The sequence below is a fragment of the Vibrio sp. 1402 genome (genome assembly GCF_033340275.1).
Window position 1 is genome coordinate 174,856 of the sequence record NZ_JAWOWE010000007.1, and the last position, 25,725, is coordinate 200,580.

General features: G+C 42.6%; 19 protein-coding genes. 10 read left to right on the forward strand and 9 right to left on the reverse strand.

Annotated features, from left to right (window positions below; genetic code table 11):
- Positions 1-288 precede the first annotated feature (288 nt).
- Positions 289-2,040 carry a polysaccharide lyase family 7 protein gene (locus R7044_RS15260; protein WP_205391143.1) on the forward strand — a complete coding sequence of 584 codons (1,752 nt, stop codon included), beginning with the start codon at positions 289-291 and terminating at the stop codon, positions 2,038-2,040.
- Between the two features lie 469 nt (positions 2,041-2,509).
- On the opposite strand, the gene R7044_RS15265 is transcribed toward R7044_RS15260, so the two are convergent.
- Positions 2,510-4,075 carry a polysaccharide lyase family 7 protein gene (locus R7044_RS15265; RefSeq protein ID WP_017821221.1) on the reverse strand — a complete coding sequence of 522 codons (1,566 nt, stop codon included), beginning with the start codon at positions 4,073-4,075 and terminating at the stop codon, positions 2,510-2,512.
- Between the two features lie 76 nt (positions 4,076-4,151).
- Complete coding sequence (locus R7044_RS15270) at positions 4,152-4,925, reverse strand: oligogalacturonate-specific porin KdgM family protein (protein WP_017634227.1); 774 nt, start codon at positions 4,923-4,925, stop codon at positions 4,152-4,154.
- Positions 4,926-5,495: 570 nt separating this feature from the next.
- Here R7044_RS15270 and R7044_RS15275 point away from each other — a divergent pair.
- Positions 5,496-7,241: a hypothetical protein gene (locus tag R7044_RS15275; protein ID WP_033906977.1), complete on the forward strand. Its 1,746-nt coding sequence runs from the start codon at positions 5,496-5,498 to the stop codon at positions 7,239-7,241.
- Between the two features lie 228 nt (positions 7,242-7,469).
- Here R7044_RS15275 and R7044_RS15280 read toward each other — a convergent pair whose 3' ends face one another.
- The 3 genes from R7044_RS15280 to R7044_RS15290 all read right to left on the reverse strand — a co-directional run bounded on the left by R7044_RS15280 (position 7,470) and on the right by R7044_RS15290 (position 10,906).
- A complete protein-coding gene (locus tag R7044_RS15280; RefSeq protein WP_225455665.1) occupies positions 7,470-8,513 on the reverse strand; it encodes a polysaccharide lyase family 7 protein in 1,044 nt (347 codons plus the stop codon).
- A 197-nt stretch (positions 8,514-8,710) separates the two neighbouring features.
- Complete coding sequence (locus tag R7044_RS15285) at positions 8,711-10,000, reverse strand: MATE family efflux transporter (RefSeq protein WP_053308081.1); 1,290 nt, start codon at positions 9,998-10,000, stop codon at positions 8,711-8,713.
- Between the two features lie 189 nt (positions 10,001-10,189).
- On the reverse strand, positions 10,190-10,906 hold the full coding sequence (locus R7044_RS15290; protein ID WP_017634231.1) for a FadR/GntR family transcriptional regulator: 717 nt from the start codon (positions 10,904-10,906) through the stop codon (positions 10,190-10,192).
- A 560-nt stretch (positions 10,907-11,466) separates the two neighbouring features.
- Between R7044_RS15290 and R7044_RS15295 the strand changes: the two genes are divergently transcribed.
- From R7044_RS15295 to R7044_RS15310, 4 genes are all read left to right on the forward strand, one after another.
- On the forward strand, positions 11,467-12,186 hold the full coding sequence (locus R7044_RS15295) for a FadR/GntR family transcriptional regulator (RefSeq protein WP_005388529.1): 720 nt from the start codon (positions 11,467-11,469) through the stop codon (positions 12,184-12,186).
- Positions 12,187-12,328: 142 nt separating this feature from the next.
- The gene (locus tag R7044_RS15300) at positions 12,329-14,191 is read left to right on the forward strand and encodes a putative nucleotidyltransferase substrate binding domain-containing protein (protein ID WP_132936392.1); all 1,863 of its coding nucleotides are present in this window, start codon (positions 12,329-12,331) and stop codon (positions 14,189-14,191) included.
- Positions 14,191-14,907: a 3'-5' exonuclease gene (locus tag R7044_RS15305; RefSeq protein WP_005388533.1), complete on the forward strand. Its 717-nt coding sequence runs from the start codon at positions 14,191-14,193 to the stop codon at positions 14,905-14,907. The genes R7044_RS15300 and R7044_RS15305 overlap by 1 nt, the downstream gene beginning before the upstream one ends.
- A gap of 685 nt (positions 14,908-15,592) precedes the next feature.
- On the forward strand, positions 15,593-17,374 hold the full coding sequence (locus R7044_RS15310) for a sodium:solute symporter family transporter (RefSeq protein WP_225455666.1): 1,782 nt from the start codon (positions 15,593-15,595) through the stop codon (positions 17,372-17,374).
- 342 nt (positions 17,375-17,716) lie between these two features.
- Here R7044_RS15310 and R7044_RS15315 read toward each other — a convergent pair whose 3' ends face one another.
- The 3 genes from R7044_RS15315 to R7044_RS15325 all read right to left on the reverse strand — a co-directional run bounded on the left by R7044_RS15315 (position 17,717) and on the right by R7044_RS15325 (position 19,580).
- Positions 17,717-18,343 carry a hypothetical protein gene (locus tag R7044_RS15315; protein ID WP_054578994.1) on the reverse strand — a complete coding sequence of 209 codons (627 nt, stop codon included), beginning with the start codon at positions 18,341-18,343 and terminating at the stop codon, positions 17,717-17,719.
- Between the two features lie 325 nt (positions 18,344-18,668).
- Positions 18,669-18,989 carry a DOPA 4,5-dioxygenase family protein gene (locus tag R7044_RS15320; RefSeq protein WP_005375836.1) on the reverse strand — a complete coding sequence of 107 codons (321 nt, stop codon included), beginning with the start codon at positions 18,987-18,989 and terminating at the stop codon, positions 18,669-18,671.
- A 396-nt stretch (positions 18,990-19,385) separates the two neighbouring features.
- The gene (locus R7044_RS15325; protein ID WP_152560954.1) at positions 19,386-19,580 is read right to left on the reverse strand and encodes a hypothetical protein; all 195 of its coding nucleotides are present in this window, start codon (positions 19,578-19,580) and stop codon (positions 19,386-19,388) included.
- A gap of 65 nt (positions 19,581-19,645) precedes the next feature.
- Between R7044_RS15325 and pdhA the strand changes: the two genes are divergently transcribed.
- Genes pdhA through R7044_RS15340 form a run of 3 tightly spaced genes read left to right on the forward strand, consistent with a single transcriptional unit; the run spans position 19,646 to position 22,861 of the window.
- Positions 19,646-20,740, forward strand: a complete 1,095-nt coding sequence (pdhA, locus tag R7044_RS15330; RefSeq protein ID WP_025998586.1) for a pyruvate dehydrogenase (acetyl-transferring) E1 component subunit alpha — start codon at positions 19,646-19,648, stop codon at positions 20,738-20,740.
- A complete protein-coding gene (locus tag R7044_RS15335; protein WP_042521051.1) occupies positions 20,733-21,716 on the forward strand; it encodes an alpha-ketoacid dehydrogenase subunit beta in 984 nt (327 codons plus the stop codon). Before pdhA ends, R7044_RS15335 begins: the two co-directional genes overlap by 8 nt.
- Complete coding sequence (locus R7044_RS15340; protein ID WP_005375831.1) at positions 21,713-22,861, forward strand: dihydrolipoamide acetyltransferase family protein; 1,149 nt, start codon at positions 21,713-21,715, stop codon at positions 22,859-22,861. Before R7044_RS15335 ends, R7044_RS15340 begins: the two co-directional genes overlap by 4 nt.
- A 67-nt stretch (positions 22,862-22,928) precedes the next feature.
- On the opposite strand, the gene R7044_RS15345 is transcribed toward R7044_RS15340, so the two are convergent.
- On the reverse strand, positions 22,929-23,894 hold the full coding sequence (locus R7044_RS15345; RefSeq protein ID WP_017821214.1) for an electron transfer flavoprotein subunit alpha/FixB family protein: 966 nt from the start codon (positions 23,892-23,894) through the stop codon (positions 22,929-22,931).
- Positions 23,895-24,031: 137 nt separating this feature from the next.
- On the opposite strand from R7044_RS15345, the gene R7044_RS15350 reads away from it, so the two are divergent.
- The gene (locus R7044_RS15350; RefSeq protein ID WP_054701352.1) at positions 24,032-25,693 is read left to right on the forward strand and encodes an electron transfer flavoprotein-ubiquinone oxidoreductase; all 1,662 of its coding nucleotides are present in this window, start codon (positions 24,032-24,034) and stop codon (positions 25,691-25,693) included.
- Positions 25,694-25,725 lie beyond the last annotated feature (32 nt).

Below are 25,725 nucleotides of genomic sequence, written 5' to 3' on the forward strand. Positions count from 1 at the left end.
CGGGAACTAATTCAAAGCCGGACGTCATGTCCGGCTTTTTTTGATTGTTTACATGACTCTAGATGAACTTATCAATTAGCGTTTAATCATAGTAAAACCGTTAATAACTCTTAGGAAAAACAGACATAACTTAACCTTACGCCTTATCAAAGACACCACTTATAGATATAGAACTCTTCTGAGATTTAATTAACACTTTTACTATTTAACTTATGACTAAACTACTCCCCAACAACACTAAAATGATATTGTATTACAAATATTAAATAGTGTAAGAGGCTTACTACTGTGTTTATAAAATCAACTAAATTGCTTCTAATAAGCTTCTCTGGGCTTGGATTAATAGGTTGTGGAGGAAATACCGCCACTACAAGCCAAGATGATAAACCAAATATTCCGCACCAAGAGCATGTAGCACCATACTCAATAGCAAAATTTCAAAACATATTGAGAAATTCAGATTTACAAGTATCAGATCCCGATGGGAAGGAGGGAAATAAAACCAGTGACGTCAAAAATGGAGCATTCTCGGATTATAAGAGTGACCACTTTTACGCAGAAAAGGATTCCAATTACCTTGTCTTTAAAATGTCGAACTACAAAATGCGCTCAGAAGTTCGTGAGCGAGAAAACTTCAACATTTCAGAACAAGGCGTCTCTAGAACTTTGTATGCAGATGTTCGATTACCAGAGATTAACCTTGCAATGGCTAGCTCCCCTGCAAACCATGATGAAGTCACTTTCCTGCAAATTCATAACAAAGGCACAGATACTTCTGGTACAGGTGCTATCCCACACCCTTTGTTACGAATCGTTTGGGAACAAGAACGAAACAGTATCACTGGTCATTACTGGGCGGTAGTAAAGAACAATGCCATAGATTGCAGTCTACCTTCTAGCGCATCAGATTGTTATGCAACATCATATGATCGTTATGACTTAGGAAAAGCCGATCTCAACGCATTCACGCGATTCGAAGTAAAAATCGGAGAAAACACATTAACCATTAAAGTGAACGATGAACAAAAGGTAAATGTAGATGTATCCTACTGGCAGCACCTCCTGAGCTACTTTAAAGCCGGAGTTTACAACCAGTTTGAAAACGGTGAAGCAAAGGTACAATTTAAGCAGTTAGGACTAACCAAAACTGACCATACTGATTCAATAGCCTGGAATATTGACGATTGGAAATTAACCATTCCTGCAAGCAAAAATGATTGGTATGGTTTTGGCGGTGACAGCGCGGCTGAATTAGAGCCTGAGCGTTGTAATTCAAGTAAAGATCTTCTGTCTAACGAAGAGAGCGTTTACCAACGCGAGATTGATTTATCATACTTCAATGTTATTGACGGTAGCATGCATTTCCGCGCCGATATGGGTTACGGCACGTCAACGGCCAACTCCAGTTACATCCGTTCAGAATTGCGAGAGCTCTACATCAGTACTAACTCCCCGGATTGCAGCACCAGCGATGAAGAGACAAGTTGGTATATTGAAGATAGTCGTACCGGCGCAACTTCGCATACGCTAAACGCAACACTAAGAATTAACGAATACCCTAAAATCGACGGTCAATTACCAAAAGTCGTGGTAGGCCAGATACATGGTTGGAAAATCAGCCAAGCACTCGTGAAGCTACTTTGGGAAGGTGACAATAAGCCAGTCCGAGTTATTCTGAACGATAACTACAAACTTGATAACAACAAAGACTGTACTGATTGCAACGCATTCAGCGTTAAGCTTGGTACCTACGCGGTAAACGAAGACTGGCAATATACGATCCGTGCCGATAAGGAAGGACTGTTTTTAGCCACCTACGATGCAGATGGCAGTAATATGGTCTCGCACACACTGAAGTGGGGAGAAGCATACTCAGACACCGCTAACAACAAGTCCTATACTCTGACTGAAAGATGGGCGTCGCCTGATATTGCGTTTTACTTCAAAGCCGGAATTTACCCTCAGTTTAAACCTGATAATGCATATCGAGGAGAAATCTTTGATGTGAGCTTTAGTGCTTTGAGCACTCTTCATCAATAGTCATTTCAATCTCTTAGCAATAGGCTTGCTACTTTGCTCTAAAGCAACGAACAAAGCTCATACTGCCGCCACGGGAAATTTATTTTCTCGTGGCCTCTTCTTTTAGAACACCACAATTCAACTCGCTTCACGCATAGTGTTTCCTTCTACGATAAATATATAAATCAACCTCCACTTAGGCAGCTTAAAAACAGCTTCTATAGTTTCATGAGATATTTATCTACCCTAACGCAGAGTTATTTTAAATTTAACCAATTAAACTACTCTAATATACATTCGCACTTAAAAATAAACATTGTCAGAAGATAAAAGCAATCAATAATTATTACCTATCTATAGTGATAAATTTTTAAATTAATTTATCTATGTCAATTAAAATAATATTTGAGCTGTTTTATTCTTCTATAGAAAAAAGCCCTCAGCTACAAAGCTGAGGGCAAAGGACTTCAATCAACTATAAGTGATAGAACTAGCCTTGGTACTTACCAAAAGATTGTTTTAATTTATAGAAAGTAGCTTGTGCGTAATCATCTGGATTACCGTACATATTCTGGTTATAGACACCGGCTTTAAAGTACATATATCTGCCACCTTCGTCATAGCCACTGTCACTCATATCTACGACTTGAACAACATCATCTTTACCATCACGTTTTACCGTAACTGTCATTGTGTTGCCTTTCACATCAATGATGTAGCTGAATTTTTCACCTAGCGCGATGCCATCGTCACCGATTTCACCAGTCATATCACCCACTAAGCTGTAGTAATCCTCTGTTCCAGTTTTGGTTTTTTCGTGAGCAAAGTAAACTGTACCTGTTGGTTGGTCTGGTAGCTTACGATAATAAAGACGAATTGGCTCATCATCTTTGTCATGAATCTGGCCGATAATAAAGCGGCCAACTTCATGCGACTGACCAGTTGTGGTTGCATGGTCAATCTTCAGAGTAGCTTCAAGCGTACCGTCTACACCACCCGCTTCTTTTTGATCTTCAACTGGTGCAGAACTGAATACCCAGTTATTAGGATTTACACCTTTTGTGCTGTAAGACTTATCACCAGCACGAAGCATGGTACGTAACTCAGTTCGCGCGTATTTAGTGTTTTCAGAAGTTCGAGCGCCTTTCACATAGCTCTTGAATACCATTCCGCCATCATCTGCTGTGTAGAATATATCAGAGTGTTGGAAGCCGTTAGCCAAGTCCCACTCATCAATATCATCAGCACGACCATCTTTGTCATGGTCGAAAGGTGTCGTCAGTTTCCAACGTGTTAAGTCAAAGTTTTCACCCGGAGCATTTGTAGCGAGTGGCTCTTTCGGTAACGTAGGGTAAGGCATCGCTTTAGAAAGATCACACGTCACAGTCGTTTCACAAGGACGGACGATTGGTGCTCCAAAGTCGCCTTTACGATTCTTTTTGAGTAAATCCTTTTGTGCCTTTTGCTCCGCTTTCATTTGCGCAATCATAGCCGCTTCAGCGTTAACGACGTCATCAGTAATGATGTGACTTGCCGGACAGGCATTAATTCCGCAATTAACTGCCGCTAACTCAGTAACTGAGTTCCATTGGTTTTTGCTATTACCGTGGCCAACGTAACGAACATAGCGTGCTTTTACTGCAGGCTCAAACTGGAAGCGCTCTAAGCCAAGTGCGCGACCAGAGCTTTGCGCACCCTCAATAACCGTCACCCAGTTTTCACCATCAGTACTAAACTGAACATCAAATTTGCTGACGCGTTCGTTACCTTTGCTGAACGAGGCTTGAATTGCGTCGAACTCATAAACCGAGCCGTAATCCAACATCGCCCACTCACCATCACCATTTGCTGACCAACGTGTCATAATATCTTGGTCAAACAACTGCTCTGGAACATTACCATCATGACTACTCGCCGTTATCGTAACGGGAGTCAGAATATCAGCACCAGTTTCTTGGTTGTTTGGAAATGGATCTACCATGGTCGCCGTACTATTACAGCCCACAGCAAGTAAAATAGAAGAAGCTAACAAGCTTTTGAAGAAAATATGCTTCATGTAATCTAACACCTACAATATAAAAATGAATTAACAGCTCTTTTGCTGTAACAACAATTAGGCAATAACACTCGGGTTAAAAGCTGTATTTAAGGCCAAGGCGTGTTCTCAATTGGCGGTCATCCGTGGTTGAACCATCCTTACCTTTGACATTCCACAATTCAAAGTAAGGACGGAAATCTCCCATTTGGTAACCAACAATTAAGCCAGCATCCCACTCAGAATCTTTCCAATCAGATAAACGCACTTCGTCATAGTTTTTGTTGTAGTTGATCTCATAGCTCAGCTTGACGTTATCAAGGTACTCGTTATCAAACTGACGCATATCGTAAGAGCCTGTCAGTGTCCACTTACCTTGTTCAACTGTTTTCCCAGCAACGCTTACCGAAGTACCATCCGTTAGTGTTTTGTTACCTGCACCATCTGAATAAACTTGAAATTCGTGTCGGTAACGTAAAGCGGTACTTAAGCCAAAAGAGGATTTGTAACCAACACGAACTTGTGGTTTATAAGTGGTTTTTTCGTCATCATCACCAAAAGTAATAGGCATCCCTGGTTGGATAAACCATTGTTTATTTATTTGGTAGCGAACTCCCCAATCAAACTCAGAATCACCAGCAACGAGTTGATCCCAAAAATGCGAGTTGTCGTAACTATGGAATTTTTGTTCTACACCAAAGTTCAGTTTGGTCTGATCGTTAATTTTAGAACTACCACTAATTTTGATACGTTGGGCATAAGTTTCACTCTCATGCTTATATTCTGCGCGATAGTCTAAAGTTGCTGCGGAAACCGCTCCCGCCATTAATGTGGAAGCAACGAATAGGGACATTGTTGTAACTGCTTTCATGATTATATCTCTCTGTATATATTTTTTGGGATACCACTTAAATCCCTGGATTTGATTCAACACTATTGAATTAATGTATGACAAATACTAGTTAATTCATCATGAGAGTTCTGTGATATTAATCATGTAAGTGCCCCTCAACTGACAATTTGTATTATTATATATTCAAAAGTGTTAGCTATGTCTGATTCTAAAACGACCTTTGTAGACATCACTTACAGAGAAATGTTTTAACTCGTTTCATATGATAAAGAAGAAGATTAAAAAAATATAAACAACAATAATTTCAATGGCTTAAAATCAAAAATCTTGATGTAAAATCAAATTTCTTTCCTAAATCACCTTTAGTTTTTGCTGTTCCTCTATAAAGAAAGCTGTCAACCTCATAAAGGTTCAGCTCTTATTGATGTTGATATTCAACTATTTTGTGTGACTTATTCATCACTTCAGTGAGCAATCATTGTATCTAGTGTGAGTCGGATCATTCTATTGATAAAACCATCTAGATGACAGAAATTATTTGTCTAACAATATTACATAAATAAAAACACATAGAAGTGAGTACCTACCATGCAAGTAACAAAAATTGCAGCAGCAATTGCTATTTCCACAGGTTTGTTAACCGGATGTAACACTGATTTAAGGGATGCACCATCGGCTCCCCCACCAACAGAAACTGAGTCTGAGTTGAGCCAAGGTATGTGGGATATTTCAACACCAGCCACTGTGGCGAAATCCGATGATGAGCACGACCTGCCAAACGTCTATGTCTTTGAAGACGGTACGCAAAAGTATTATAACGATGATGATAACTTCGGTACTTACACAATCTACACTTCAACTTATACCGAAGATAAAGATACAGAGACGCTTACATTCAACCTTTATGACGAGAGCGATCTAGGTAACCCTACCGAGTTAACAGGGACTTATGAAGTTTCAAACGGCATGTTAACCATCTCAGGAACAAATGACGGAAACTTCACCGGTAACGATGAATCAGAAAACGATGCGGTGAAAGATGCAGTTGCAGCGGCAAATAATGACGCTGGCGATAACAACGTCGTACAAATTTTGGATACCAATAAAGGTGGAACAGAAGAAGACACCGGTGAGTTACGAATCAAGCTGTCTGATTCAACGAGTGTTTCAGAAATTTCAACAGGCCGACTAACTGTAGATCTAACTTACCAGCATCATGAAGAAACAGAACAGGAAGCCGACGGTTCTGGTGACAATGCTTACATCTCATTTTATGCAGCAAAAACCTCGAATTCCAACTTGCATGGCGAAGTGGCATTTGAAAACGGCAAAATCAAATACCGCGATGCAAGTGGAAACTTGACGGAAACAGGCGACACGTTTGAGTTAGGTGAAAACCTCGCGATAGAAGTCAGTTGGATAGAAAACTTCTTCTCTTTTTCGGTTAACGGTAAACAAATAGGTGAAATGTTACCTGTCGCTGATGGCACCGCTGTAACCTATGTATCACTGAGACTAGGTGATAATGGCAACACTACAAACTTTGAATTAAATGCAGACAACTTGAAGATTTACTCTAGTGATTCTGGCTCTGAAGTGTTGGTTCTAGAAGAGGATTTTGACAACTACATTCCAGGCTTAGACCTCGCGACAATTTACAACAGTGCATCAAGCGAAGCGGTTGTCATTTCAGACGGAAGTTCTAATCCTGATAAACCGTCAGAAGACGTGAGTGAAAACTTTGACTCATACCCAGTAGGAACAAATATCAGTTCAGCAAACTCTAGTTGGAAAGAATACAATACGGTTGCTGATGACTCCTCCACCTTGACGTCCGTGGCTGTAGTAAGTGATGACGTATCAAAGAGCGGCGCTAACTCTCTGCTAATATCCGACACAGATACGACCAACAAACCATACGTTACGCGCGAGTTTTCAAACGGAGCAACATCAAACGGTAGCGTGTCATTCGATGTTTACATTCCGTCAGACAACGAAAAAACTACATACATTAATGTTGGCTCAGGTAAAAACAACTCAGATCGTTACTACGAATTGAGAATTTCGGGCAGTGGTAAAGTTGAAGCCGAAGCAGGATCAGATGACGTAGAAATAGGCACTATTACGACTGACGCTTGGAACTCAATGTCCCTAGCTTGGGATGGTGATGAGATTAACGTTTCTATTAATGGAAAAACGGTTGATGCGCCAAGCCAGTCCGAAACAGGCTTAGACGCAACGAATACACCATCACAGCTAACTATTTACGTAGGGGACACAAGTGGTGCTTCAACAAAAGCATATTTCGATAACATCGATTCAAAGCAACTCTAGTGTTATTTTGTAGCACTTGATACTAGGCCAGGCTTTCGAGCCTGGCTTTATTTTTTTACCTCTTCAGAAGAACAAAATTCAACACAATACTCTAAATTCAAGCCAGTCCCAGTGATTGCTTGCTCTATCTTGTTTCTTACCTTTTAAAGAATTCCACTGAAAACAAAAGCCTCATCAAATCGATGAGGCTTAAGTAGAAATCGAGTAGCTCTTAGTTTTCTATTAGTTTCAATTTTGATTTAGCTTGAGCTTAGAAAATGTCACGCTGTTATAGTCACCGTTTTTCTTGTCGACTGTAAAATCACCGGTGCCCGCACATCCTGTACCCCACACAGGGTGAGACTCACTGACGCTACATTGACCATAAGCTCCTGCTTTAAAATAGAACATGTCTTCTGCGTAGCCATGCTCAAAGTCCTTACTATCAATCCCCTTACTGAGATCTATGGAATAAGTCACTGTCTCGTGGCGTTCTGTTTCAAACGTCAAGTTCATCATAGTTCCTTGAACTTCTATCTTGTAGCTGAACTCTTCACCAAGAGCGATACCTGCTTGGCCTGGTTCTTCAAGGTTATCCCAAGTATTTCCCCATACTGGATATGCAATATCAATACGATTTGGATCTTCCTTCGCTAGGTTACGCTCGTAGTTCCAAAATACAGAGCCCATTTTGTGTTCTGGGAATTTTTTATAGAAGATTTTAAAGGGTTCATTTCCATGTCCATAACCTTTACCCTCTTTTATTCTTGCATCAATTTTTTTCGCGTGGATTTGACCGACAACAACAGAATGAGCAGGCCCTTTCTCTGGAAATTTGGCGTGTTCAGAAACATGGTTCACTTTCAAGGTCGCTTCCAACGTTCCACCTACACGACTGTGTTTAGCAGCCTGAGGGTGGCTCGATAAAGCCCAATGGTTTGCTAAATCATCGGTTTGAATAGAAAAGTCAGCGCCACGAGGCATTTCACGTAGTTCAGAGCGTGCATTCTTCGAGTTTTTTGTCGTTACCGCTTTATTCTGCACTTCAAATACCAAGTTGCCTTCTTCGTTCAAGAAGAAGAAGTCTTTGTGTGAATAACTCAGCATCGCCACACCCTCGATTTCGTCCACTTTTCCGTCTTCATTGATATCGGAAGGAATAGTGATCTTCCAGTTTCGCATATCAAATTTATCGGCAGGGACTGGATAATCAACGCCATTATTTAAATCAGAAGCGATAGCAAGAGTTGGTAAGGTAACAGCCATTGCGGCTACGAGTAGATTGAGTTTCATGTTCAAACCTTATTATATGTAATATTGTCATACATATAATAAGGTTTGCAAAGGAATGATTCGAGGAAAGAAGTTATGATGTGCTCTATTGATCACAATTTATAAACTCGATAAACCCCAAAATGATAAGCTAGACATACTCCTCTTTAGTCCATAGCATCTACGAATATTTTCGACCTAATCCAATAGTCATAGGATCAATCGTACATTAGCTTGTCTGCCTTATTAATATCGAAATCTTTCAGAGACTTACGTGCTAAATGCCTAAATGGCCATGCCTTAACAATTTCTTCAAACGGCATGATTGCAAACACCCAAAACACTGAAAGGTCCAAGTATAAAATCATCAAAGCACATAACGGTATTGAGATTACCCACTGACCGGTAAAGTTAATCTTAAACACCTCCGTTGTTTTACCTAACGCTCTCAAAATATGACCATGAACGGTGTTATAGCCACGTACTATCGGTAGCAGTATGTAAAGTGGAGCAATCGCGGATAACGCTTTGTAAGTACTCGGGTCTAAGTCGGGATACAAATCAGGAAGAACGAAACTAAGTGCAAAAAAGAAAAATGCTGAAACGAACGAGATCATCACGGCCATATCAATACTAATATCGACATTGTTACGCAGCTCATCCATTTTTCTTGACCCAATTGCTTGGCTAATCGTGATTGCCGATGAATGCGCCCAAGCAGTAATGAACTGAGTACCCGCTTTGATCCAAGGCATCACGATAGTCATAGCGACATAAGCATTTAAGGTCAGTTGCGAGTACAGCAACATGTATATCGTTGCGCCAGTTTGTAACATTGTGACGTTCGCCGCGACGGGGAAAATCTCTTTAAAATGCTTATATATATTGCTTTTCAATGACGCATCAAGCTTCTTAATAGACAAGATGATAGAATCATCAAGCTTAATGCACATGGTTAAATATAACAGCCGAATACTAATAGCAACCAAACTACCCGCCGCGGCGCCTTGAACGCCAATACCTTCAAAATTAGTCAGGCCGTGAATCAGAACATAAGACATCGCCACGTTGACTGGCAATTCAATCAAATAGCCTTTAAATGGAACTTTGGTCCGTCCAAGCGCATTGAACACCGCAATCATAACCTGAGTAATGGCATTGAATATGACGATGAACTTAGCAATTGCAAGGTAGCATTTTGTCTCCGCATAGAGATCAACGTTATCCGTCAACTTACTGATTAACGCTTCATCAAAGACAGTAATCAACAGCCAGAATAAGGATGCGACTAGAACGTTGATAACTAAAGCTGCCCAGAAACCTTTATTTAACGATAGATAATGACCAGAGCCTACGGCACGGCTAAGTACCAATTGAGACCCATTTGCTAGAGCCATTTGGATACCTAAAACAAAAGAAACTATTGTTGTAGCAATCCCCATAGCAGCAAGTGAAACTTCACCTAATGGCGTAACAAGCAGCGTATCAATCATAAGCATTGATTGCATCAACAAAGCATTAAGAGCAAGCGGCCAAGCAAGAGATAAGTTTTTCTTTATATATGGTTGGGAAAACATTAGTAAACCTTTGTAATGAGGTTAAACGTTTAAACTAAAGAGCTCGGTCATTAGGCAAAGTTCATGACAAAAAGAAACGACAGAAAACTCTTTTTAGTCAATAAAGGTGTACGCAAGCTCTTAACTATTCACGGCGTCGGAAAGCCTCTGATTCTCATCATTTAACAGCGTTTGAGAGGCTAAACGAGCTTGAAATGAGTTTCCGACCATAATTGCATCATAAATTGCACGGTGCTCATTAAGGCAGAACCTCCCTCCTTCAACTGACTTGTCAATAAACACCTTAAATATGGTCGAAAGTATATTGCTGAAGGGAACGTAGAATTGATTATCGGTACAAAGGAATATCGTTTGATGAAACAAATGATCGTTAGCAATCCACTCATCATAATCGTGACATCGTGCTGCCATCGTCATTCTTTGAAATACAATTGACAACAGCTTTCTTTGCTCAGCATTGGCATTTTGGGCTGCCAGCGCACACGCCTCTGGTTCTATGGCTTTACGCAATCCTAAAAACTGAGATAGAAACGGCTTAGTATCTTCTAAATCTTGGATCCACTCTAAGAGTTGAGGATCAAGAAAATGCCAATAGTTTCTTGGTAGTACCGTAGTTCCAACTTTTGGTTTAGAGATAATTAAGCCTTTAGCAGACAGCAACTTCGTCGACTCTCGTAGTGCTGTCCGACTAACACCAAACAACTTACACAGTTCTATTTCACTCGGGAGCTTCTCATTTTGACTTAATTCTCCTGACAATATTTTGCGAGAAATCTGTCTTGCTACTTGTACATGTATCTTGTGATTTGAATTCCCGAGAAGTGAAAACTCTGCCATCTATATTCCTCATTGCCAGCAGCCTAAACGACTTGTTTAGCTAATAGTTAGAAAAGGCCAAATGAAACACGCTTTGAAGGCGGAGACTTTCTGTGTAAATGTAAAGCACTGTTATTTAGCGTCTAAAATCTAACGATCTTATGAATATGATTTTTACTCGCGAGGTATATTGGCCAAACTCAATATTGAATGGTCGAGTAGTAACATCATGCACACCGATCTTTAGTATATAATAATACAATATCACTTTATTTAACAAGAAACCTGATCTTCTATTCAAATTGTGTGCTGTGTATTGAAAATCAGTGAGTACAATAAGTAGGCGCGACTAGAGTTAACTAACATATTGAGCTAACAAATAAATAAGGAATGATGTAAGAATCGGTGGCCTCATCTGTTATACGCTAAGTATCATAATCATGAAGGCTTCATAAAGCAGTCGGAGATTCAAAATGGATTTGTGAAGACAGCTGTTATTACGTAAACATCTTCTTGGTGAGCTACACTTTGGATGATATAGTCCAAGCTTAAATAATACAATTTTAACGATAAGTGATTTTATGTCTGGTGAATTTCATTCTATCTCCGGTTCCAAGCGCAGCTTACATGTACAAGTAGCTCGCGAAATTGCTCGTAGCATTTTGTCAGGCAAGATCCCTCAAGGGTCCATTCTTCCAGGAGAAATGTCCCTGTGTGAACAGTTTGGTATCAGTCGCACAGCTTTGCGTGAAGCCGTAAAACTTTTAACATCAAAAGGTTTACTCGAGTCACGTCCAAAAGTTGGTACTCGAGTCATCAACCGAGCGTACTGGAACTTTTTAGACCCACAATTAATTGAATGGATGGACGGTCTAACAGAGATAGATCAGTTCTGTCATCAATTTTTGGGGTTACGACGCGCGATAGAGCCTGAAGCTTGTGCACTCGCAGCGAAAAATGCCACTGCGGAACAGCGAATTCAGCTATCAGAAGCATTCCAAGATATGTTGGAAGTCGCTAAAGCAGACGAACTGGACAAAGCGCGCTGGATGGATGTAGATATTCGTTTCCATAGCATTATTTTTAACTCAACCGGAAACGACTTTTTCTTACCGTTTGGGCATGTTCTGACTACAATGTTCATTAACTTTATTGCTCACTCATCTGAGGAAGGCAATACGTGCATCGAAGAACATCGTGAGATTTATGAAGCAATAATGGCAGGCAATGCTGAAAAAGCACGTCAAGCTTCGGCTAACCACTTGTTGGAGTCAAAACATCGCTTACCCGAAGCCAGTTAAGCTTAGGGCTTGGGCGATCTAATAACTAGGCAAAAGCACGCATCTCGCGTGCTTTTTTAATTTCGTTTCCTCCAATTCTTTATGGCACACCATCAATATTTTGATATATAGTAATACAAATATATTTTGAGAATGTTGTGTTATGACCGACTCGCTACTGCCAAATATCATACAGTTTATCAGCCAGATTGATCCGTTTGACAAGGTACCTAAAGGTGCACTTCGCGAGCTTGCTTCATCTGTTAAGATCACTTATTTAAGCAAGGGGGATGTTGTTGATCAATGTTCTTCTAAGAACGAAAAGTCACTTTATATTATTAGAACTGGCTCTATCGAACAGCGTAAATCTGATGGCATATTGAGAGCTAAACTTGGTCCGGAAGATTTGTTTGGCTTCACTTTTCTTGGTAACGAAGTCGAAAGCGGGAAAGAATACAAAGCAATTGCAATCGAAAATTCATTAGTTTATGTAATTCCAAATGCTGCGCTGAAAAAGTTGTGCACTTCTCATCCTGAATGTGCTGAACATTTTGCATCACAAGCTCAGGTACGGCTAAAGTCAGCATTAGATGTCGTGTGGTCTAACAAAGAAAAAGGGTTGTTTATTCGGCGTGTAGAGGAAGTTGCTAGTGGTCGAGTTGCAATTGTAACCGCTGAGCAATCCATTCAGTCAGTCGCCAACGAGATGATCGATAAGTGCTCTCCCTGCGCTGTCGTTTATCGTGATAAAAAAATAGTTGGACTGATTACCGACCGAGATATGACAAAGCGAGTCATCGCCAAAGGATTAAGCATCTCAACACCAGTCGTCGAAGTCATGTCGCCTGATCCTAAAACAATTCATCCTGACGATTTAGTTCTGCACGCAGCCTCCATTATGATGCAGCACAACATAAGAAATTTACCCCTAGTCAGAGACAATAACGTCGTTGGCGTTTTGACAACAACGCACTTGGTTCAAAACCATCGAGTCCAAGCAATATTTTTAATTGAAAAGATCAAATATGCTGGCAGTGTCAAAGCTTTGTCTAGTTTTACGTCTGAGCGCCAAGCTATTTTTGAAGCATTAGTCGAAGGACGGGTTTCACCAGAAATCATTGGTAAAGTGATGACCATGATTATGGATGCGTACACTCGTAGGTTAATACAAATAGCCATTGATAAGTTGGGAACACCTCCCTGTGACTTCTCTTGGATTGTGGCAGGCTCTCATGCTCGCCAAGAAGTACATATGCTGTCAGATCAAGATAGCGCCATCGTATTAGATGATTCGGCAACAGATAACGACCGTATCTACTTCAAACATTTAGCAATGATAGTAAGTAATGGCCTGAATAAATGTAACTATCCATTGTGTCCAGGGAAGTTTATGGCAGCGACCCCTAAATGGTGCCAGCCTCTCTCTGTTTGGAAAAAGTACTATAAGAAATGGGTGGCAAATCCTGAATACGAGCGCCTCCTCAATATCAGTGTCTTTTTAGAAATCCGAACCGTTTATGGAAACAAAGACTTTGAACAGATACTTCGCGATGAGCTTCACTCTAACATCAACGCTAATAGAGAATTCCTTACGATGTTAGTTAACGATGCGGTGAAAACAAACCCACCGTTAGGAATATTCAATAGCCTAGTATTACAAAAATCGGGAGAGAACAAGAAAACGCTCGACGTAAAAAAATACGCGATTAATCTAATCATTGATCTTGCAAGGATTTATGGTCTGGCAGTTGAATGTGACCTCACTGCAACTGATGAGCGTTTTAAAGCAGCTAACGAAAAAGGACTGCTCAGCCATGACGCGTACAAAAATATAATAAACGCATATCAATTCATCTTGTCGTTTCGATTTGCCCATCAATTAGAAGCACTAAAAAGTGGAGATGAGCCAAATAACCACATTGACCCCAATACGTTCGGTAGTTTTGAACGTCAACATTTAAAAGACGCGTTCCGCATCATTGCAGATCTACAAGAAGTCGCCAAACTCCGTTTTGGGAGCCGATAATGAAGCGCTTACTTGAGTACTTTCATCCATTGACACGAAAAAATCGTCAGAGACAAAAGCACTGTAAAAAGAAGCACATCCCTCTTTATCTTAAAAAGCTGCTTCGCTCGCCAAATCTGGACGTAAATCAACGAGCTTTTGACACTGAGTTCATCGTTCTAGATCTTGAAACAACTGGCTTAGACAGTGAGGAAGAAGTCATTCTTTCCATGGGCTGGGTAGAGATTCGACAAGGCCATATTGACTTAGCAACAAGCCAACACCTTTATGTACATAGCGACTCAAAAATTAAGCCCGAAACCATAGTTGTTAACCATATTACCCAACAAATGCTGACTGATGGAATCTCTATTCATGAAGCAATGCGGACATTCTTTAAAGCAGCAGAAAACAAAGTTATTGTTGCGCACGGATGTATAGTCGAAACTAGCTTTATTAATCAATATTTACAGCGAGTTTTCAACATAAAAGAGTTGCCGCTCATTTGGATAGACACCTTGCGAATAGAAAAAAGGTTACAAAGAGCTATCAATGCTTCCGATGAATCAGATGTGACTCTAGCAGCGACAAGGGAACGTTACGGGTTACCCGCTTACAACGGCCATAATGCACTTGCAGATGCAATTGCAACTGCAGAGTTACTATTAGTTCAACAAACCCGTATCGCACCTCAGACAAAAGCGACAGTCGGGCCCCTTTATCGGCTTAGCCTGTAATCATCCAGATCACAGGCCTATTTGCTAAACATGTTCTCTGTCACAATTTGGTATCATCAGCATTTACCTTAATTAATAATACAATATCATTAATGGGGCGACGTTAGCAAAATGCAGCGAATAGCCATTGTCACTTGCCAACATCAGAGCGAGTGTAAACTGATTAGTTGCTCCATATCATAACTACATTTTAGAGAGCTTAGCATTGCATGTGCGCAATGATTGTCGAAGATCTAGCAGCGTTACATAAACAACTGAATTCAGGTGATGTCCCCTCGAACGTCATCTGTAGTGGTTAGTAATCATGTAAAGCCGCTGTTGCGAACTTCAGCCGACAGCTCGCGGTACTAGTACCGTTTGGCCCATGCAGTACAGGCTTGCATGGGCTTTTTTTTAACAATCCTACATCAATCGATGTTAAATCCCTCTGCCAGATATGCATAAATCCGCATCCATTCTTATTAGAGGACTTAAGATTCTTTATAAGTATATTCATAGAACCCATACCTAAACTCTACACTTTTAGCAGCTTCAGAGAAAAGCAATATCTGACACCGATCACTTGTATGATTAATTAAAGGGTTTATTACGCCTTACTGGTCACGGTTTTGAGTTATTGTACTACAAATAAGAGGGGCGAACGTTACTATTACTTAGGACAATAAACTACTTCAAAGGTCTAAAGATGGAACTCAATACTCTCATTGTGGGCATCTATTTTCTATTCTTAATCGCAATAGGTTGGATGTTCAGAACTTTTACTAGTACTACAAGCGACTACTTCCGAGGTGGCGGCAACATGCTTTGGTGGATGGTTGGAGCAACGGCGTTTATGACTCAATTCTCTGCTTGGACATTTACTGGCGCAGCTGGTAAAGCCTACAATGATGGTTTTGCTGTCGCTATTATTTTCCTTGCAAACGCGTTTGGTTACTTCATGAACTTCGCTTACTTTGCACCGAAATTTCGTCAGTTACGCGTCGTAACTGTCATAGAAGCCATTCGTATGCGTTTTGGTACAACAAACGAACAAGTATTTACTTGGTCTTCGATGCCAAACAGTGTTGTCTCTGCAGGTGTATGGCTTAACGCCCTTGCTATTATAGCTTCAGGTATTTTTGGTTTTGATATGACAGCAACCATCTGGATTACCGGTTTAGTTGTACTTGCGATGTCGGTAACTGGCGGCTCTTGGGCGGTTATCGCCTCCGATTTCATGCAAATGGTCATCATCATGGCGGTAACGATCACATGTGCAGCCGTTGCTATTGTTCAAGGTGGTGGAGTTACTGAAATTATCTCTAACTTCCCAGTCGCAGAAAGTGGCGGCTTTGTTGCAGGTAACAACCTGAACTACTTAAGCATCTTTAGTATTTGGGCGTTCTTTATCTTCGTTAAGCAGTTCTCTATTACAAACAATATGTTGAACTCTTACCGTTACCTAGCTGCAAAAGACTCTAAAAATGCAAAAAAAGCAGCTTTGCTAGCATGTGTATTGATGTTGGGTGGAGTTTTCATTTGGTTCATCCCTTCTTGGTATATTGCAGGCCAAGGTGTTGATTTAGCGGCAGCTTATCCAGATGCTGGTAACAAAGCAGGCGACTTCGCGTACCTATACTTCGTTCAAGAGTACATGCCAGCAGGTATGGTTGGACTTCTGGTCGCTGCAATGTTTGCTGCTACGATGTCCTCTATGGACTCTGGTCTTAACCGCAATTCAGGTATTTTCGTAAAGAACTTTTATGAACCGATCGTTCGTAAAGGCCAAGCATCAGAGAAAGAGCTAGTCGCAGTTTCTAAAGCAACATCGGCGGTATTTGGCGTTGCAATTATTCTAATCGCGCAGTTTATAAACTCTCTAAAAGGTCTGAGTCTATTCGACACTATGATGTACGTTGGTGCGCTCATCGGGTTCCCAATGACAATTCCAGCGTTTTTAGGCTTCTTTATCAAGAAAACTCCAGACTGGGCCGGTTGGGGAACTCTAGTCGTGGGTGGCATCGTTTCCTACCTTGTTGGGTTTGTTATCACAGCTGATATGGTGTCATCGGCGTTTGGCCTTGAGGAGTTGACTAGCCGAGAATGGTCTGATGTGAAAGTAGCAATAGGTCTAATCGGACACATGACGCTAACTGGTGGCTTCTTCATGTTGTCGACTCTATTCTACAAGCCTCTAACTGACAAACGCCAAGCAGATGTCGATAAGTTCTTTGAAAACCTATCAACGCCTCTTGTAGCGGAATCAGTGGCACAGAGAAAACTCGATAACAAGCAACGTCAAATGCTGGGTAAACTTATCGCGGTCGCAGGTATAGGTGTCATGTTTATGGCTCTGCTACCTAACCCAGTATGGGGGCGCTTAGTGTTTATTCTATGTGGTGCCATCGTCGGAGGTGTTGGTCTACTACTTGTAAAAGCTGTGGATTCAAGCGCTGAACAAGTCTCTGAACCTGTGACAGAAAGTTAAATCTCTTATTCTAATAAACGCGGCTATTCTTTGGCCGCGTTTTTTAATTCTAAGTTCCCAGTACGAACACTTCACCCTTTTACGAAGACATATCATCTTGTCTAGGGTTATCGAATTGCAGCTTTATTTTGTCATTCGATAAGGCTAAACCAGAACGTGATAATCTGATCGAGTTAAAAGTGCAGCCTACCTTGCTTAAGTAAACGCCCCAAAAATACCTGATGAAGTAAAGATCTCGGCTCGTATACTTTGTTGCCACTTCGTGATTTAGACTCGCTAGTCCTTTACATCACTACCTAGTCTACAAGCCAAACTATTCCCGCTGAACAAACCATCTCGGGATTACTTAGGTACACTATTTTCTCTTTTTGCAGATGGAACAACAACAGCTACCAATAAAGCTAACAGCAGGAACACAGGGCTAAGCATTAATCCATGCCAGATTGAATACCCATCATGGAACAGCCAGAATATACCAAGCGTCAGTAGGTACGAAAAGTAGCTGCAAAACACCAAGCTAATCGCGACAAAGCGCTTTTGATTAATAATAAGAATCCGCACTAGATACTGGCTAAGAATACCGGAGCAGCGCATGGCAAGTTGCCAATTAATGATAAAGAAAGCAAGCGCAATAAACCCAGCTACGACCAGTGCATCATGCGTACTTAAAATGAAGTAGCTACCAAATCGGCTTATGATGATCGGATAATCGCCTTCGTATATCGTTGACCAAGATATTGCGTTCGCTGCTGCTACGTAATTGGCAAAATAAGCAATGGCGTAGAAAGTCGTTTGAGAACTGAACGGCTGAAATACGTCTGTACAAAACCCTCGCCATTCTTCTTTGTTGGCGGTAGGCCCAACCCAGTCACGTTTTTTTTGAGCGGTACGCCCGGCAAACGCAGGCTCGTTGCGAAACAACAGCCAAAATATATAGAGTGCAAGTATAACCAAGAGTATCGAAAACATACCCTTCCCCCTCAGAAATTATCGGCGCCACTGCCAATGGCGTTGGGGTCGTAAACTGCACTTCCCTGCTATACCTATTTGATTTATCAAAGACTTAATATTTTATTACCACCAAAATTCATTTAATGGCATGCTAAACAGCGATATTTTCACGCTTTGTGCGTGAAGTTCGAAAGCCTACTTTTAGGTTTAGCACAAAAATAGCTACAGCAAAGCGTAAGATAGGGATTCCGCACCCATCAATGAAGATGAGGCGTTAAGCAGAAGCTGCGACCGCAATGAGAAGAGAAGGATTCAAAGCGGTCATGCATGGGCGAGAAGGCAACTATTTCTCTAACTTTTCTTCAAATACACCAATCTCTCTGCCCAACCAAATCGCGCGTTCTGTGTGATCGAGCAACTCTTCTTCGCTTACTGGGTGAATAAGCACAGAAAAATCGCCTCGAATCGTATCAAGCCACGCCAAGAACTCTTCACTCAAGGATTCTAGGTGAATTTCAAACATCGGCATCTTGTGTGGGCCAACTAACCTTCCAACTAATGGAAACACACGCAGCACATCTTGACGCTCTTGACGGATGATCTCGTTCAAGGCTTGCGCTTTATCTTGTTCTCTTAGGGGAAAATAAACATGAGCGTGGTACATAACTTCTCCATAATCACTTCCACTTGAGCACTACCTACTTTGGATAAGCTCAAGGACTGCCGAGGGTATACATTTGTAATGCCGTCACCCTACCTTGATTCCACTCAGTTGGGAAGAAGTTATGCATTCTCATAAGGTCGAGGCTTCGAGCACAACAAAAATTTGCAATTCATCATATAGCAACTGTTTGAGTTGATTCATTAATAATGACTCACTTTGTCAAATTTTACAGCCAAATTTTGTTGCAAATATGTTTCATTAACCAGTAATTAAATTCGAGTTTAAAAATACCACCAGCAAAATAGCAGCATATTACTCTGCAAAATCAGGGTGTAAGCAAAACTTTACTACTGAGCGAAAGTCAAAATGAAGCATAATTTAACAATTTGTTTACACTTATTGTATCTGGCTATACCACGATTTAGTTAGAGGGTTAGATACAGAAAAGCCTTTCTCTGTATCTTGCGGTGAAATAATCGCAGCGATGTTATCGACAAATAGTTTAAGGGACGAACAGATGCCTACCGCTATCGAAAGCACACGCAACCTTAGGTATGGCCTTTGCGCTGATATCAGAGTTTGAGTACCCATACAAACTCTGGTTTTGTATGAACAGCTGCAGTCCAAAAGACCCGCAGCGTCAAAAGGAGCTTGAGATGAACGTTCAGGCATTACCCATGCATCGGTTTATCGACCATCGTGGGGACCTCGTCGGCCAACTACCCAACTGGGCTGACACTGAAACATTGGTCGGGTTTTACCGAGACATGGTATTAACTCGCACTTACGACAACAAAGCAGTTGCCTTGCAACGCACCGGTAAGCTAGGGACCTATCCCTCACACTTAGGCGCGGAAGCCATAGGCATTGCGGTCGGCAGAGCACTTAAAGCCGATGATGTGTTTGTCCCTTACTACCGCGATATGCCTGCGATGTGGTGTCGTGGCATTGGCATGGAAAAGAACCTTCAATACTGGGGTGGCGATGAGCGCGGGAGTGATTTTGCTCCTGAAGGCAGTCCGGTTCCTAGCCGAGACCTTCCCTACTGTGTACCCATAGCGACGCAATGTACGCATGCTGTCGGGGTGGCTTCCGCGCTAAAAATTCAAGGTAACCATGAAGCTGCGCTAGTCATGTGTGGCGATGGTGGTACATCCAAAGGGGACTTTCTTGAGTCAATAAACTGCGCAGGTACTTGGAATATTCCACTTGTTTTCGTCGTAAACAATAACCAGTGGGCAATTTCAGTGCCGCGTAGTCTCCAATGTGCCGCCGATTTCTTATCAGAAAAAGCGCAAGGTGCAGGTATACCGGGTATTACTGTCGATGGTAACGATGTCGTCGCCGTTTATGATGCAACTAAAACCGCCCTTGAGAGAGCAAGAAAAGGGAAAGGCGCAACACTCATCGAAGCGGTGAGTTACCGACTGAGTGACCACACTACGGCCGATGATGCGACTCGTTATCGTAAAGAAGATGATGTTCAAACTGCATGGCAATACGAACCTATCGCACGTCTTAAAACGTACCTCCTTAATCAAGGCGCTTGGAGCGACGAACAAGAACAGCAATGGCTAGATTACTGTAAAGAGCAAGTAGAGTTAGCTGTTGAACGCTATCTGAGCTTACCGCCACAAGCACCAGAAACCGGTTTCGATTATTTGTATGAATCGCTACCTCAAGAGCTTCATGCACAAAGAGATGAACTCATCAACAAGGCAATGAGAATGCAGGGAGGCAGACATGGCTGAGCTAACGTTGGTTGAAGCAGTAAACCTTGCCCTGCACCACGAAATGCAACAAGACCCCAATGTTGTCGTATTAGGTGAAGACGTGGGCGATAATGGTGGTGTATTTCGTGCCACTGTCGGACTCAAGCAAGAGTTTGGTCTTAAACGAGTCATCGATACGCCACTCGCTGAAGCCTTAATCGGCGGGGTTGCGGTCGGTATGGCAACGCAAGGATTACGACCTGTCGCCGAATTTCAGTTTCAAGGTTTCGTTTTTCCTGCGATGGAGCACTTAATGTGCCACGCGGCTCGAATGCGTAACAGAACTCGCGGTCGGCTCACTTGTCCCGCGGTTTTCCGTGCGCCATTTGGCGGCGGTATCCACGCTCCGGAACACCACTCAGAAAGCGTGGAAGCGTTATTTGCTCACACTGCTGGATTTAAAGTGGTGATTCCTTCTTCTCCACAACGCGCATACGGCTTACTTCTCGCTGCAATTAGAAGCAATGATCCCGTCATGTTCTTCGAACCGAAGCGCATATATCGCACCGTTAAATCTGAAGTCGTTGATAACGGCGAAGCACTCCCACTCGACACCTGCTTCACCTTACGCAAGGGGCGAGATATCACGCTCGTTACTTGGGGCGCATGCGTCGTAGAGTCACTTCAGGCCGCGCAAACCTTGTCTAGTCAGGGAATTGAAGTCGAGGTGATTGATTTGGCGAGTATTAAGCCAATTGATACCGCGACGATTTTCAGCTCACTAGAAAAAACTGGACGTTTACTCGTTGTTCATGAAGCGAGTAAAACTTGTGGTGTGGGATCTGAGCTATTAGCTCGAACCGCTGAACACGCCATGTGCTTACTTAAAGCCCCACCTAAACGAGTAACTGGAATGGACACCATTATGCCTTATTACCGTAACGAAGATTATTTCATGGTTCAGAAAGAAGACATTGTGACCGCAGCGCGCGAACTCGTGGAGGATTGGAAATGAAGACGTTTAACTTACCCGATCTCGGCGAAGGCCTCGCTGAATCAGAAATTGTAAAATGGCACGTTAATGTCGGTGACATGGTTAAATTAGATCAAGTGATCTTAACCGTAGAGACAGCAAAAGCGACGGTCGACGTCCCTGCCCCCTATTCGGGCCGTGTGGTCAGCCGTCATGGTGAGGAAGGTGAAATCGTCAATATTGGTGCATTACTGCTAGAGATTGATGAAACAGGTGCCGGGAGAGAAGTAACGGCAGAGAAAAAAGCCACTGCTGACGCCGCAACCGTCGTCGGTAGCGTTTCTCACCAAGCGCATCATGTTAACGTTGATGATTTCTGGATTGGTGGCAACCACAACACGACAGAAAGTAACCTCGTTACCGCCCTGCCTTCGGCTCGCTTGTTGGCACAAAAACTTGGGGTAGATCTTAACCTTGTGTCAGGTAGTGGCCCGAACGGACTTATCGTAGATGCCGATATTTACGACGAAGCCGGAAAACAGCGTCCAGGCACCGAAGTTTTGAAAGGCGCTCGACGTACCATGGTATCGTCTATGACCGAATCGCACGAACATGTTGCTGCCGTAACCATTACGGAAGAAGCATTGTTGGAAGATTGGCTGCCAAACGAAGATATCAGTATCCGCCTTGTTCAAGCGATTGTTCATGCGTGTCAAGAAGAGCCCGCTTTAAACGCTTGGTTTGATGCCGAAACCATGACACGCTGTGTACACACAACGGTCAATGTAGGAATTGCAGTAGATAGCCGTCATGGATTGTACGTGCCAGTCTTGCGCCACGCAGATGAATACGAGCCACAAGATGTTCGTCGTTGGCTCGATCAAACCGTTGAAGGGATCAGAGAGAGAAAAATCGGTCGTGAGCAATTGCAACACGCGACGATTACGCTTTCCAACTTCGGCGCGATTGCCGGTATTTACGCGACACCTGTCGTCACACCGCCACAAGTCGCTATTGTCGGCGCGGGCCGAATACTCGACCGAGTTGTGATAAGAAATGGTCAAGCAATTTCGGTGAAAGCAATGCCGCTATCCGTAACGTTTGATCATCGCGCTTGTACTGGTGGTGAAGCTGCAAGGTTTACAAAAGTACTTGCAGAGCACCTGCAACGTCCGAGCGAAAAGTAACTTATAAAAATCAAATGATAAAGGCTTCCAGTCCGGAAGCCTTTTGTTTTAGGAAGCAAGACTATATCTACAGCTTCTCTAACAGCTCAGGCATTACCACAAACAAATCGTCGACCAATCCATAATCTGCAATGTCAAAAATAGGCGCATCAGGGTCGCTATTAATTGCAACAATCACCTTGGAATCTTTCATTCCCGCCAAATGCTGGATCGCGCCAGAAATTCCGACGGCAATGTATAACTCCGGTGCAACAATTTTGCCGGTTTGCCCAACTTGATGGTCATTAGACACATAGCCCGCATCGACCGCCGCTCGTGACGCCCCTACCGCTCCACCTAGCTTGTCAGCCAATTGTTCTACTAAAACAAACTTCTCTTTACTCCCGAATGCACGACCACCCGACACTACTACTCTAGCCGCTGGCAATTCTGGTCGCTCACTTTCTGGCGTTTGTTGCGAAACAAACTCACTAAGTTTATTGATAATCACCGTGTCGACTTGAGTAAGCTTAGGGACAACTGGCGTGTCAGATAGCTCTGCGGCATCAAAAGCCGTACTTCTTATGGTCATCACTTTATAGGGATCATTCGACGTGACTCTCGCCAATGCATTTCCAGCATAAATTGGACGAATCACCGTATCGATAGACTCGATTGTCATCACGTCAGAAAGTTGACCAACATTAAGCAACGCCGCCACACGAGGCATCACATTCTTACCAAATGTACTGGCAGGAGAAAGAATGTGTGAGTAGTTTTTGGCTACTTGTGAGATCAAAGGTGCGATATTTTCCGCTAATCCATGTTCATATCCCTTCGCATCAACCCAGATAATTTCTGCAACACCTTGAACACAATTCAACTCATCCAAAACTGATTGGCACTGATAACCAATAAGCAACACAGAAACAGGAAGCGATTTATCATCATCCTTAATCTCAAATGCCGCTTTAATTGCACACAGCGTCCCTACAGCCAACGATTGGTTGTCATGCTCTGCGAGCACAAGTGTTGCTAATGGTCGGTCTTCCATGGTCATGCCTCATATAACACGTCAGATCCATTACTTGAGCTTAGTCCACTTCACGTTAACGTCAACTGAGCTATAGTTTTCTGTATAGAAACCAAAACCTGTCACGCAGATGACGATAATAGAAAGGAAGCATAAAGATGGAACGAGAATGCATGGAGTTTGATGTCGTGATCGTGGGGGCCGGACCCGCAGGCTTAAGCGCCGCTTGTCGGCTAGCTCAACTCAACCAAGACAGTGAAGGTGACGCACTTTCAATTTGCGTTGTAGAAAAAGGCTCAGAAGTGGGCGCACATATTTTATCTGGCGCTGTTTTTGAAACTAGTGCCTTAGATGAGCTTTTCCCCGACTGGAAAGAAATGGAGGCCCCGCTAGCAGCCTCGGTTCAACGAGATAATTTCCTTTATCTTACTACTGAACAAAACCATATTCGAGTTCCTCACATCCTTACACCGCGTCCAATGATAAATGGCGAGAATAATTACGTAATTAGCCTTGCCAACCTTTGCCGTTGGCTCGCTAACCAAGCAGAAAATCTTGGGGTGGAAGTTTTTCCGGGCTTTGCCGCTGCAAGCATCAATTATGATCAGACTGGCGCCGTGACAGGCATTAACACGAGCGATATGGGACTAGATAAGAACGGCCAGGCCAAACCTAACTTTGAACCAGGTATCGAGCTAAGGGCAAAATACACCCTTTTTGCTGAAGGTTGTCGCGGACATCTGGGTAAAGAACTTATTCAAAGGTTCGACCTAGACGCAGGAAAGCAACCACAGCACTACGCGCTTGGCCTAAAAGAGATATGGGAGTTACCCACTGACAGTAAGGATGTATCTGGCAGTGTTATCCACTCCGCTGGCTGGCCCTTGAGTGAAACAAATACCACAGGCGGCGGTTTTCTCTATCACATGGAGAACAACCAAATCGCCGTCGGGCTTATTGTCGACTTGAATTACAGCAATCCTTACTTGAGTCCGTTTGACGAATTTCAACGCTTTAAGCACCATCCTGCTATTGAACCACATTTGAAAGGTGCTCAGCGCATCGCTTACGGCGCAAGAGCCATTGCGAAAGGTGGACTTTCCTCTCTGCCGAGACAGCAATTCCCTGGCGGTTTATTGATTGGTTGTGATGCGGGGACTTTGAACGTTGCTAAAATTAAAGGCAGCCACACAGCAATGAAATCCGGAATCATTGCAGCAGAAGCGGTACATACGGCCCGACAAACTGGAGCTTCTGAGCCAGACTACCAGTCGTTGTTTGAACCATCATGGTTGTATGACGAACTCGCTGAAACGCGTAACTTTGGTGCGAACATTCATAAGTTTGGCAGCATACTGGGCGGTGCTCTTTCGACTTTTGAACACAACCTGTGGCAACCACTGGTTAAGAAGCCGTTACCTTGGTCTATCAAGGACTATTCGCACGATCATGAGCAGTTAAAACCTAAACAAGAGTGCCACCCAATTGCATACCCAAAACCAGATGGTGAAATCAGTTTTGATAAGCCTTCGTCGGTATTTTTGTCGGGAACACAGCACGAAGAGAATCAACCTTGTCACCTTGTTCTGACTTACCCTCACATTCCAATTGATGTGAATTTAGGTATGTATGACGAACCGAGTCAGCGCTATTGCCCCGCTGGGGTTTACGAAGTGGTGGAAGTGGACAATAAGTTGAAGTTTCAGATAAATGCCGCCAACTGCGTTCATTGCAAAACCTGTGACATCAAAGATCCTTCGCAAAACATCACGTGGAAAGCACCAGAAGGTGGCGGCGGACCAAGCTATCAAAACATGTAGATACGTTAGTATGTTGACGATCTAACAAATGG